The 11,471-nt window shown below is 66.1% G+C and carries 10 protein-coding genes; 7 read left to right on the forward strand and 3 right to left on the reverse strand.

All coding sequences use genetic code 11. From position 1 onward, the window contains the following. The first annotated feature begins 26 nt into the window (after nt 1-26). Genes fdhF through JI664_RS13365 form a run of 3 tightly spaced genes read left to right on the forward strand, consistent with a single transcriptional unit; the run spans nt 27 to nt 3,934 of the window. Nucleotides 27-2,909, forward strand: a complete 2,883-nt coding sequence (gene fdhF / locus JI664_RS13355; RefSeq protein ID WP_207014251.1) for a formate dehydrogenase subunit alpha — start codon at nt 27-29, stop codon at nt 2,907-2,909. Nucleotides 2,910-2,913: 4 nt separating this feature from the next. Continuing rightward, entirely contained in the window at nt 2,914-3,723 is an 810-nt protein-coding gene (fdhD, locus tag JI664_RS13360) for a formate dehydrogenase accessory sulfurtransferase FdhD (protein WP_207014252.1), read from the forward strand. Then, nucleotides 3,713-3,934 (forward strand): formate dehydrogenase subunit delta, encoded by a 222-nt coding sequence (locus tag JI664_RS13365; protein ID WP_207014253.1) that lies wholly within the window; start codon nt 3,713-3,715, stop codon nt 3,932-3,934. Before fdhD ends, JI664_RS13365 begins: the two co-directional genes overlap by 11 nt. Before the next feature lie 66 nt (nt 3,935-4,000). Here JI664_RS13365 and JI664_RS13370 read toward each other — a convergent pair whose 3' ends face one another. The 3 genes from JI664_RS13370 to JI664_RS13380 all read right to left on the reverse strand — a co-directional run bounded on the left by JI664_RS13370 (nt 4,001) and on the right by JI664_RS13380 (nt 5,702). After that, nucleotides 4,001-4,507, reverse strand: coding sequence for a hypothetical protein (locus JI664_RS13370; protein ID WP_207014254.1), 507 nt, complete (start codon nt 4,505-4,507; stop codon nt 4,001-4,003). Between the two features lie 22 nt (nt 4,508-4,529). Beyond that, complete coding sequence (locus JI664_RS13375; RefSeq protein WP_207014255.1) at nt 4,530-5,027, reverse strand: hypothetical protein; 498 nt, start codon at nt 5,025-5,027, stop codon at nt 4,530-4,532. Nucleotides 5,028-5,177: 150 nt separating this feature from the next. Further along, a complete protein-coding gene (locus JI664_RS13380; RefSeq protein ID WP_207014256.1) occupies nt 5,178-5,702 on the reverse strand; it encodes a tetratricopeptide repeat protein in 525 nt (174 codons plus the stop codon). A 169-nt stretch (nt 5,703-5,871) separates the two neighbouring features. Here JI664_RS13380 and JI664_RS13385 point away from each other — a divergent pair, with 169 nt between their 5' ends. The 4 genes from JI664_RS13385 (at nt 5,872) to JI664_RS13400 (ending at nt 11,470) form a co-directional block, all read left to right on the forward strand. Continuing rightward, nucleotides 5,872-6,834 (forward strand): hypothetical protein, encoded by a 963-nt coding sequence (locus JI664_RS13385; protein ID WP_207014257.1) that lies wholly within the window; start codon nt 5,872-5,874, stop codon nt 6,832-6,834. A gap of 61 nt (nt 6,835-6,895) precedes the next feature. Next, entirely contained in the window at nt 6,896-8,827 is a 1,932-nt protein-coding gene (locus JI664_RS13390; RefSeq protein WP_207014258.1) for a secretin N-terminal domain-containing protein, read from the forward strand. Beyond that, complete coding sequence (locus JI664_RS13395) at nt 8,824-10,260, forward strand: GspE/PulE family protein (protein ID WP_207014259.1); 1,437 nt, start codon at nt 8,824-8,826, stop codon at nt 10,258-10,260. The genes JI664_RS13390 and JI664_RS13395 overlap by 4 nt, the downstream gene beginning before the upstream one ends. 1 nt (nt 10,261) lies before the next feature. Next, entirely contained in the window at nt 10,262-11,470 is a 1,209-nt protein-coding gene (locus JI664_RS13400; RefSeq protein ID WP_207014260.1) for a type II secretion system F family protein, read from the forward strand. Nucleotide 11,471 lies beyond the last annotated feature (1 nt).

An 11,471-nucleotide genomic window follows, 5' to 3' on the forward strand; every position in this document is an offset into this window, starting at 1 on the left:
GCCACCTCGAACGGGAGGAAAGCCCAATGAAGGACTTCATCATTCCCTGGGACGACCGTGACTACGGCACGCCCGCGTCGAAATCCGAGAAGCAGGTCACGCTGACCATCGACGGTTTCGAGGTCACCGTGCCCGAGGGCACCTCGATCATGCGCGCGGCCTCGATGGCCGGGATCCAGATCCCCAAACTCTGCGCCACCGACAGCGTCGACGCCTTCGGCTCGTGCCGTCTGTGCCTTGTGCAGATCGACGGGCGCAACGGCACGCCCGCCTCGTGCACCACGCCGGTTGCCGAGGGGCTGAACGTCCACACCCAGACCGAAACGGTCAAGCAATTGCGCAAAGGGGTGATGGAGCTTTACATCTCGGATCACCCGCTGGACTGCCTGACCTGTGCGGCCAATGGCGATTGCGAGCTGCAGGACATGGCAGGCGCCGTGGGTCTGCGCGACGTGCGCTACGAGGCGATGGATACCCATTTCCGTCCGCGCAATAACGGCCACGCCAACCCGCAATACATGGCCAAGGACACGTCGAACCCGTATTTCGACTACGATCCGTCCAAATGCATCGTCTGCTCGCGCTGCGTGCGCGCCTGTGAAGAGGTGCAGGGCACCTTCGCACTGACGATTCAGGGCCGGGGCTGGGACAGCCGCGTTTCGGCGGGGACCAAGGCCGACAGCTTCCTCAGCTCGGATTGCGTGAGCTGCGGCGCCTGTGTGCAGGCCTGCCCGACCGCCACGCTGGTCGAGAAATCGGTCGTCGAGATCGGTACGCCCGAGCGCTCGGTCATCACCACTTGCGCCTATTGCGGCGTCGGCTGCTCGTTCAAAGCGGAAATGCGCGGCGACGAACTCGTTCGCATGGTGCCGCACAAGGACGGCAAGGCCAACCGTGGTCATAGCTGCGTCAAGGGCCGCTTCGCCTATGGCTATGCCACGCACAAGGAACGTATCCTGAACCCGATGATCCGCGACAAGGTCACCGACCCGTGGAAAGAAGTGTCGTGGGAAGAGGCCATGTCCTTCGCCGCCAAGCGGATGCAGGGCCTGATCGACAAGCATGGCCGCCAGTCGGTCGGCGTCATCACCTCGTCGCGCTGCACGAACGAAGAGACCTATCTGGTTCAGAAACTGACCCGCGCGGTGTTCCAGAACAACAACACCGATACCTGCGCCCGTGTCTGCCACTCGCCCACCGGTTACGGTCTGGGCCAGACCTATGGCACCTCGGCCGGCACGCAGGACTTCGACTCGGTCGAGGATTCGGACGTGATCATGGTGATCGGTGCCAACCCGAGCGCCGCGCACCCGGTCTTTGCCAGCCGCATGAAGAAGCGTCTGCGCAACGGCGCGAAGCTGATCGTGATCGACCCGCGCCGCACCGAGACGGTGGAAGCGCCGCATGTCAAAGCGGCGCATCACCTGCCGCTGCGTCCGGGCACCAACGTGGCCGTCGTGACCGCGCTGGCGCATGTGATCGTGACCGAGGGCCTGATGGACGAGGCCTTCATCCGCGAACGCTGCGACTGGGACGAGTTCCAGGATTACGCCGATTTCGTCTCGGATCCGCGCCATTCGCCCGAAGCGACCGAAGCGCTGACCCATGTCCCCGCCCAGACCCTGCGCGAAGCCGCGCGGCTCTATGCCAAGGGCGGTAACGCGGCGATCTATTACGGGCTCGGCGTGACCGAGCACAGCCAGGGGTCGACCACCGTTATCGGCATCGCCAACCTCGCCATGCTGACCGGCAATATCGGTCGTCCGGGCGTCGGCGTGAACCCGCTGCGCGGTCAGAACAACGTGCAGGGCTCGTGCGATATGGGGTCGTTCCCGCACGAATTGCCGGGCTATCGCCACGTGAAGCTCGACGAGGTGCGCAACCTCTTCGAAGACACCTGGGGCGTGCAGATCGACAACGAACCGGGTCTGCGCATTCCCAACATGCTGGACGCCGCGGTCGAGGGCACCTTCAAGGGGCTCTATTGCCAGGGCGAGGACATCCTGCAATCCGATCCCGACACCAAACACGTCGCCGCCGGTCTGGCCGCGATGGAATGCGTGATCGTGCATGACCTGTTCCTGAACGAGACGGCGAACTACGCGCACGTGTTCTTCCCCGGCTCGACCTTCCTTGAAAAGGACGGGACGTTCACCAATGCCGAGCGCCGCATCAACCGCGTGCGCAAGGTGATGGCGCCGAAGAACGGCTATGCCGACTGGGAAGTCACCCAGATGTTCGCGCAGGCAATGGGGGCCAACTGGAACTACGCCCATCCCAGCCAGATCATGGACGAGATCGCGATGCTGACCCCGTCCTTTGCCGGGGTGAGCTACGAGCTGCTCGAGGAAAAGAACTCGATCCAGTGGCCCTGTAACGAGAAGGCGCCCGAGGGCACGCCGACGATGCATATCGACGGCTTCGTGCGCGGCAAGGGCAAGTTCATCCGCACCGAATACGTGGCGACGGATGAAAAGACCGGGCCCCGCTTCCCGCTGCTGCTGACCACCGGCCGGATCCTTAGCCAGTACAATGTGGGCGCCCAGACGCGGCGCACCCACAACGTCGTCTGGCACGATCAGGACGTGCTCGAGATCCATCCGCATGACGCCGAAAATCGCGGCGTCCGCGATGGCGATTACGTCCGGCTGGCGTCGCGTTCGGGGGAAACCACGCTGCGCGCGACGATCACCGACAAGGTGTCGCCGGGGGTGGTCTACACGACCTTCCACCACCCCGACACGCAGGCCAATGTCGTCACCACCGATTTCTCGGACTGGGCCACCAACTGCCCGGAATACAAGGTGACGGCGGTGCAGGTCAGCCCGTCGAACGGTCCGTCGCAATGGCAGGAAGATTACGCCGCGCAGGCCGAGCAGGCGCGTCGCATCCTGCCGGCGGCCGAGTGAGGCCATGCAGGGCGCCCGCCCCCGTCCCCGTCTGGCGTTCGGCACGGATATCGTGCCGGGCGACCGGGTGCTGCCCGATGAGGTCGCCGTCGCGCTGACCTTCAACGGCACCACACAGGCGGTGATGATGGCGACGCCCGACCATCTGGCCGATTTCGCCTATGGTTTCGCGCTGACCGAAGGGCTGGCGCGGCCCGACGAGATCGAAAGCATCGACGTCGTCGAGACCGAGCGCGGCCTCGACGTTCAACTGTGGGTCACGGCCGACGCCGAGGCCCGCCTGACCGAGCGCCGCCGCGTCATGGCGGGGCCGGTGGGCTGCGGGCTGTGCGGCATCGACAGTCTTGAACAGGCGATGCGCGACGTGACCCCGGTGGCTCATGGCAGCTTCCGGCTTACTCCCGCGCAGGTAAACGACGCCATCGACGCCCTGCCCCGCCAGCAGGCGCTGCACGACGTCACCCGCAGCGCCCATTGCGCGGCGTTCTGGGACGGCGAGCGGGTGATTGCCGCGCGCGAAGATGTCGGGCGGCACAACGCGCTCGACAAACTCGCGGGCGCGTTGATGCGAACCGGGACGCAGCCCACGGCCTCGGGCGCGGTGGTTTTGACCTCGCGCGTTTCCATCGACCTCGTGCAGAAAGTGGCCGCGATCGGTGCGCCGATGATCATTGCCGTGTCGTCGCCGACCGCCGCCGCCGTGGACCTTGCCGAGCAATCGGGGATCACCCTGATCGCCCAGGCCCGGCCCGACCGTTTCGAGCTATTCACGCATTCCGACCGTATTCAGACGAGGGAACCTCATGTCCGCTGACAAGATCGTCCGCATGGCCAACCAGATCGCCGCCTTCATGGCCTCGAAGCCGCATGACGAAGGCGTCTCGGGCCTTGCCGCGCATATCAACGATTTCTGGGAGCCGCGGATGCGCCGCGAATTCTTCCAACTGATAGACGCGGGCGCCGAGGGCTTCGACCCGCTGGTTCTGGAAGCCGCCGGACAGATCCGCAGGCCCGCCGCCGCCTGAACCGGATGTGACAAAGGGCACCGCAAGGTGCCCTTTCTTGTTCCTCAGGCCGGTGTTCCGCCCGGATCAGATATTGTTGGTCCAGTTGTTCAGCATCAGCGTCACGGTCACGCCGCAGCCGCGCATCCCGTTGAAATTGGTGATCCGCAGACGCAGGCGGATATGCTCGCTGTGTTCGTCGAAGGTCGTGCTTGCAAAAGGCACCCCTTCGCGCGCCAGCACGCGGACCCAGGTTTGCGGCCCCATGCTGTACATCCGCCCCCAGACCACGTTGCCATAAGCCCGCATCCAGCCATTGCCGGGATCCAGTTCGTTCCAGACGCGCAGGATATTCGCCCCGCCGACCGCAAAGTTCAGCACCAGTTCGCTGGCGCCGCCATCGATTTCACGGGCGGAGTATCGGGCACGGACCATCTCGGTCTGGGTCGGGAAGCCGTAATCCTCGCATCCCCAGGCATCGGTGATATAGCCGCCGCCGGTAAATTCGGCCCGCGCGGGGCTGGCGATGACAGCCGCCAGCAGGAACGCCACCGGGGCGAAACGAAACAGGGTGAATCGGATCAGTCGGATCATCGTCTCGGTTCCTTGCTGAGGGTCAGTTGCGATGCAGCGACAGGTAGGCGATCATCTCGCAACCTTCGTGCTCATTGAAATTCGAGAATTCGAGGATCAACTGATCCAGCTCACGGTCCCAGCGGCCCGGAATATCACCGTAATAGTACCAGCTGAACGACATGGTCGGCTCTTCGGGGCTGTAAGGACCGTTCCAGACATAGGTGGCGCTTTCGATCACCTGCGTCGAACGATAGCGCCCGTTATTGTTGAAGGTGAAGGCGATCGTCCCGGTGCCGAAAAGCAGCGACATCTGCGAGATGTCAGGCTGGTTGCCCCATGCGCCCTGCGGCTCGAACCGGGCCAGAACCTGATGAACGCCGCCCCAGCCATTTTGCTCGCAGGCGCTGTTGCGCGAGACCAGATATCCGCCGCCCAGCAGCTCGGTTCCCGCCAGCGCCGGCGTCGCGGCGCCAAGAGCCACACATGCCATACCACCGAAGGTGGCCCGCCGGATGGCGTTCGCAAAAATTGCCGTCATACCGTTACCCTTGTCACCAGATACGCCTTAATCGCGACGCTAAGCTGGTGCCGGAACACGGCTAAAGTTCGGCAAGAATTACATCATTTTAAGGATACTTTGGGATTGGAAGGGCGCAATTGCCCGTCCGCACGACCACAGGCTGTGTGCTCAGACCGACTGCAGATCCTGCGCGATCAGGTTCGCACGTGCCCGCATCGAGCCGGTACTGTCCAGAGTTCCCTCACGCGCGACAAAGGCGCTGATGTCGGTCTGGGCCGAGATGAGCAGCGCGCGCGTATCGGCATCGTGCAGCCCCGCCGCCAGACGCTCGCGCGCGGCTTCGTGGCGCGCGGTGCCCCGAACGGCCAGAGCCGAGGCCTGGATCGACCCTTCATGCCGCTGGATCAGCACATCGGCCACGGTGATCGCCTGAAAATACTGATTGGCACGCAGCAGCGCGTGCGCATATTCCAGCTGCAGCCGCGCCGCCGAATTGGCATCGACGCTTTCGATCAGCCGGGCGTAATGCCGGATCGCGGTGTCGTAATTGCCGGTTTCGAGAGCCTGCCGCGCCACGAGGTAATCGGATTGCGGACCGCCCCCGGCCATGGTGCCCGCCGCCTCGCAACTGGCGAGAGCGAGAACCGAACACAAGGCCAGCCGAACGCTTCTGGAGGGGACGCTGATTGCCACTACTCTCACCTGCTTTTGTGATTTCATTCTACGCAGCGCGCCTGATAAAGTCCAGAAAAACACCCCCCGGTTATCAAATGGCTCCCCCCCGGTCGCAACGGACACGGCGCCATCGGCAAAGAACCGGCTTCGGGGAGAAGGTGTTGGGGACAAAAGGGATTAATCGCGCATGAGTATCGCCACCGGGACCGCACGGGCTGCCTTGTCGCCACGCGCCGCTGGTGGACGGGCGTCGGCGCTGGCGCTGCTTCCGGCGGGCGCGGTGGCGGGGTTCGGCCTTGGCCTTGCCGCGCTGGCGCTTTTCGCGCCGGCCCCGGATGTGCAACCCCTGCCAGCCATCGCCGATGTCGCTGCCGCCCCCGCTGCGCGCGTGGCCGATCCTGAACAGGCGCCCATCGCCGAAACCGGGTGGTCGCCGCTTTTCGGCACGCTGCCCGAAGCCCCTGTCGCCCCCCCCGTCGCCGCGCTCCCCCAGCCCGAAGCGCCGCCGCCCCCCGATCCGCGCGACAATGTCGATCTGTCGACCATCCGCCTGCGCGGCCTGATCGTCGACGATGCCGAGGGCGACGCCTTCGCGCTGGTCGAGGGCCGCAACGGGATGGAAATCTATCGCCAGGGCGACATCCTGCCCGACGGGTTCGAGATCCTTGCCGTGACCCGCGACGGGCTGGTGATCGACGTGTACGGAGAACAAGAGATCATCGATTTCGCCGAGAATTCCGCCACGGTCGACGTATCGCGCTTCGAAGAACCGCGCCCCCGGCTGGATCGCCGCCCGCCCGGCGCCTCGCGCTCGATCGACCTGTCCGAACCCTATGACGGCCCGGGCGGCTCAGGCGGCGACCCGTTCGGGCGCGACCGGCGCGATCCGTTCGGGCGGGGCGAAAACTATGGCCGCGACCCGTCGGGTCAGGACCCTTATGCGCAAGACCCGTACGCACAGGACCCTTACGCCCAGGATCCCTATGCTCAGGATCCTTATGCGCAAGACCCCTATGCCCAAGATCCCTATGCGCAGAGCGCGCCCCCCTATGATGGCCCCAGCGGCCCAAACGAGGGCGAGTATGGCGGGTATCCCGATGCCGGGCCGTCGCTGCCTCCGGATAGTCGGCGTTTCGGCATCGGTCGTTGATTTTTTGCGGAAACCTGCCCATTCACGTTGACGCTGCCGAGGATACGGAAACAATCGCGCCATGAAACGACTTGCCGCCCTTCTCCTTGTCGCTGTCCTCGTGATGACCTCGGTCACGGGGGCGGTCCGCGCGCAGATCCGGCTGGACCTGCGCGACGTGGACCTGCGCAGCTATATCCAGCTGGTCAGCGAACAGACCAACCGCAATTTTCTGGTCGATCCGCAGGTTCAGGGCACGGTCTCGGTCTTTGCCCCGGTGCCGGTGACCCCTGCGGCAAGCTACGAGATCTTTCTCAACGTGCTGGAACTCAACGGCCTGACGATTGTCGAGGGCGAAGGCATCGACCGTATCGTGCCGATGCGCGCGGCGCCCGGTCTTGCGCCCGGCACGGCAGGCGGTCGCGCGGGCGGCGCCTATGTGACGCGGGTGATCCCCGTCGCGACCGAAGACCTCGCCGAGGTGTTCGAGGTCGTCCAGCCCCTCGTCCCGCCCGAAGCGATCCTGACGCCCGTCCCGTCGGCCGGGCTGCTGATCCTGTCCGACCGGCGCGAGAATATTGGCCGGATCGAGCAACTGATCGCCCGGCTGGGGCAGGCCAGCAACCGCTCGGTCGAAACGATCCGCCTGAACCATGCCGTCGCGTCCGAGATGATCGGCGTGCTGCAGACCGCCCTGCCCTCGACCACCGGCGCAGGCAGCATCGCCGCCGATGCGGGCGGTAATGCCATCGTCGTCTCGGGCCCGGCGGAATTCCGCGACCGGGTCCGCAGCGTTGTGTTGCAGCTCGACCGCCCGCAGGTCGGCCCGACCTCGCGCGTGGTGCGGCTGAACTATGCGCAGGCCAGCGAACTGGCCGACGTGGTGCGCGAATCCATGGGCGGCGGCGGTGAGGGCGAAGGCTCGACCAATGGCGTCACCGTGGTGGCCGAACCGCAATCGAATTCCCTGCTGATCACCGCCCCGCGCGAACGGATCGAGTCAATCGCCCGTGCCGTCCAGTCCCTCGACGTGCGCCCCTCTCAGGTGCTGATCGAAGCCGTGATCTTCGAAATCTCGGCCGAGAATTTCAGCGACCTGTCGGTGCAGTTCGGCGGGCTTCTCAATCAGGCCATCGGCGGCGGCACGTCGTTTTCGATGGACGGACGCTCGTCGCTGATCACGCTGATCGCTTCGGCCATGGGGGGCGGCACGCCCAGTCCGGGCAATGGCGGGTTCATCGGCTATAATGACGGCAATTTCGCCGCCCTCATCACCGCCATCGCCCGCGAACGCACGACGCGGCTGCTTTCGACCCCCGCCGTGCTGACGCTGAACAATCAGGAAGCCGAAATCGTCGTGGCACAAAACGTGCCCTTCGTGACCGGGCAGTACTCTACCACCGAAGGCGGCTCGGCCGAAAACCCGTTCCAGACCATCGAACGGCAGGATGTGGGTCTGACGCTGACGGTCACGCCGCAGATCACCGATGACGCGACCGTGCGTATGGCGATTGCGCAGGAAGTGTCGAACCTGACCGGCTCGACCTCGGCCGCCGGGGGCGAGATCACGGCACGGCGCCGGTTGTCGACCAATGCGCTAGTGGGGGATGGAGAAGTCATCATCCTCGGCGGCCTGATCGAGGACAATTCGACCTCGCAGAACCAGCGCGTGCCGGGGCTCAGCGCCATTCCCGTGGTCGGCCAGCTGTTCCGTGGCCGCTCGGTGCAGGAAGGCCAGCGCGTGCTGCTGATCATGCTGCGCCCGCGTGTCGTCCATAACGAAACCGAAGCCGAGCGCATCACCCGCGAGATCGCGCGCGAAGGCGAAGCCCTAAGCCGCCAGATCATGCCACGCTCGAATGCCGGGCTGTATCCCGAGGTACGCCGCACCGGATTTCCCTTTGACGGCGTCGATCTGAACCAGCCCTTCGACCAGACCTATGTCGATCGGGCCGTTCGCGACCGTCTGTTCCCGCCGCTGCCGCCGCGGCTGAACGTCGATGTCGGGCAATGAGCGGGGCGCGGCTTCCCCTTGCCTTTGCCCGCGACAATCAGGTCGCGCTGGACGACGCGATGCTGCTTGCCGGGCCTGAAGCCACGATGAACGGGCTGCGCGCGGCGCGCCGGGCGGCGGGCGCGCCGCTGGCCCCCGACATGCTGGATCAGGATACGTTTCAGCACCGCCTGTCGCGGCTCTACGACTCCGGCACCGAGGAGGGCGAGGAAGTCGCCTTCGACCTGGAAGACAACACCAAGCAGACCGCGCGCGATATTCTCGAAGACCCTGACGACGCGCCGGTGATCCGGCTGGTCAATCAGCTGTTGCGGCAAGCGGTTCGCGGCGCGGCCTCGGACCTTCACCTCGAGCCGCACGAATCCGGCCTGCGGGCGCGGATACGGATCGACGGCACGATGCAGACCGTCTTTGACCGCCGCGACGTGCCCGCCAAGCGCGTCGTGTCGCGGCTCAAGGTCATGTCCGGTCTCGATATCGCCGAGACGCGCCTGCCGCAGGACGGGCGCATCGCGCTCAGGCTGGGCGGGCGGGCGATCGACGTGCGTCTGTCGACCCTGCCCGGCCATCACGGCGAACGGGTGGTGATGCGTCTTCTGGACCGTTCAGGCGGGTTGATGGAACTCGACCGGCTGGGCCTGTCGGCCGAGAACGCGGCGCGCCTGAACCGGCTCGCGGCCCTGCCCAACGGGATCATCCTGGCCACCGGGCCGACCGGCTCGGGGAAAACCACGACGCTCTATTCCCTGCTCAGGCTGGCCGACCGCCGCGAACGGACGATCCTGACGGTCGAAGACCCGGTCGAATACGATCTGCCCGGCATCAGCCAGACCCCGGTCAATCCCGATATCGGCCTGACCTTCGCGCGCGGCCTGCGCTCGATCCTGCGTCAGGACCCCGACGTGATCCTTGTGGGCGAGATCCGCGACAGCGAAACCGCGCAGACCGCCAGCGAAGCGGCACTGACCGGGCACCTCGTCTTCTCGTCGCTGCACGCCAATACCGCGCTGTCGGCGGTGGTGCGCCTGCGTGAACTGGGCGTCGAAGGCTATCTGATCTCGGCCACGCTGCGTGGCGTTCTGGCCCAGCGGCTGGTGCGGCGGCTCTGCCCGAAATGCGCCCGTGCAGAAGCGCCGACGCCCGAGGAAGCCGCGCTGTTCCGGCTGCAAAACACCCCCGTCCCCGCGCAGATCCACCACGCGCAGGGCTGCGAGGCCTGCGACAGCACCGGTTTTTCCGGCCGGGTCGGCGTCTATGACATTCTGGAAATCGACGAGAAGATGCGCGCCGCCATCGATGCCGATGCCTCGGAAGTCCGCCTGCGCGAAGCGGCGGGTGAGCGGCCTTCGCTGATGCAATCGGCGCTGGCGCTGGTGGCCGAAGGTCAGACCTCGCTGGCCGAGGTGCGCCGCGTGCTGGGCGAGTCCGCCTGACATGCGCACCTACGCGTACACCGCCTATACGCCCGAGGGCAAACGCCGTCGCGGCATGGTGGTGGCCGAGGACGAGGCCACCGCGTCCCAGCGGGTGAGCGAGCTGGGGCTCATGCCTTCGACGCTGGAAGCGCAGACGGCGACGGCAGCGAAGACCCGCCGCCGCGAGCGCAAGGTGGACCGCGACCTGCTGGCCGTCTTCACCCGGCAAATGTCGGTGCTTCTGGGCGCGGGACTGACCGCCGACACCGCACTCGAAGCCGTGCAGGGCGCTGCAGGGGCCGCGCGGATCGAAAAGCTCGCCGCCGAGGCCCGGGCGGGCCTGATGCAGGGCGAAAGCATGGCCGACGCGCTGGACCGTGCGGGCGGCGCGCTGCCCGCATGGTACGCGGCGGCGGTACGCGCGGGCGAGCAATCGGGCGACCTGACCGCCGTGTTCGAGACGCTCGCCGAGCATCTGGAAACCAGCGCCGGCGACCGCGCGGCGATCACCTCGGCGCTGATCTACCCGGCTTTCGTGACCGTCGTGGCCATCGTCGTCTGCGCGATCCTGATGACCACCGTCGCGCCCGAGATCGTGTCGATGTTCGAAGGCTCGGGCCGCCCCCTGCCGCCGCTGACGGTCACGGTGATGGGTATCGTCGACTGGATCCGCGACAATTGGGTGCTGGAACTGGTCATCGCCGTGCTTCTGGTCTTTGCGGTGATGACGATCAACCGCACCCCGTCCCTGCGCAACCGGCGCGACGCGTTCCTGCTGCGTCTGCCGCTGATCGGACGGTTCCTGCGCATGGCGTCCGCCGCGCAATATCTGCGCACGCTGGCGGTGGTGATCAATTCCCGCCTGCCGCTGACCGAAGCGCTGCGTTTCTCGGCGGGGGTGCTCGACATTGCCAGCTACCGCGCCAGCGCCGAGGAAGCGGGCGAGGCCCTGCGCCGCGGCGAAAGCATCAGCCAGGCGCTGGCCCGCCTGCCCTTTTTGCACCCGGTGGCGCGGCAACTGGTTCAGGCGGGCGAGGCCTCGGCCCGGCTGGGGCCGATGACAGAACGCGCGGCGGTGCTGGCGGAAAGCTGGCTCAGAACCGAGCGCAAGCGCGTCTCGGTCATCATCGAACCCGCCTCGATGGTGATCGTCGGCGGGATGGTGCTGACCATCGTGCTGGCGATCCTGCTGCCCATCTTCGACATGCAGGCGCTGGTCAACGGCTGAG

The sequence above is a fragment of the Rhodobacter sp. NTK016B genome (assembly GCF_017303295.1).
GTDB lineage: Bacteria > Pseudomonadota > Alphaproteobacteria > Rhodobacterales > Rhodobacteraceae > Pararhodobacter.

What these genes read in the sequence shown, in the direction of transcription:
- JI664_RS13365 (WP_207014253.1), top strand. Translation starts at nt 3,713, where the DNA reads ATGTCCGCTGACAAGATCGTCCGCATGGCCAACCAGATCGCCGCCTTC.
- JI664_RS13390 (WP_207014258.1), top strand. Translation starts at nt 6,896, where the DNA reads ATGAAACGACTTGCCGCCCTTCTCCTTGTCGCTGTCCTCGTGATGACC.
- fdhD (WP_207014252.1), top strand. Translation starts at nt 2,914, where the DNA reads ATGCAGGGCGCCCGCCCCCGTCCCCGTCTGGCGTTCGGCACGGATATC.
- JI664_RS13400 (WP_207014260.1), top strand. Translation starts at nt 10,262, where the DNA reads ATGCGCACCTACGCGTACACCGCCTATACGCCCGAGGGCAAACGCCGT.
- JI664_RS13385 (WP_207014257.1), top strand. Translation starts at nt 5,872, where the DNA reads ATGAGTATCGCCACCGGGACCGCACGGGCTGCCTTGTCGCCACGCGCC.
- JI664_RS13370 (WP_207014254.1), bottom strand. Translation starts at nt 4,507, where the DNA reads ATGATCCGACTGATCCGATTCACCCTGTTTCGTTTCGCCCCGGTGGCG.
- fdhF (WP_207014251.1), top strand. Translation starts at nt 27, where the DNA reads ATGAAGGACTTCATCATTCCCTGGGACGACCGTGACTACGGCACGCCC.
- JI664_RS13375 (WP_207014255.1), bottom strand. Translation starts at nt 5,027, where the DNA reads ATGACGGCAATTTTTGCGAACGCCATCCGGCGGGCCACCTTCGGTGGT.
- JI664_RS13395 (WP_207014259.1), top strand. Translation starts at nt 8,824, where the DNA reads ATGAGCGGGGCGCGGCTTCCCCTTGCCTTTGCCCGCGACAATCAGGTC.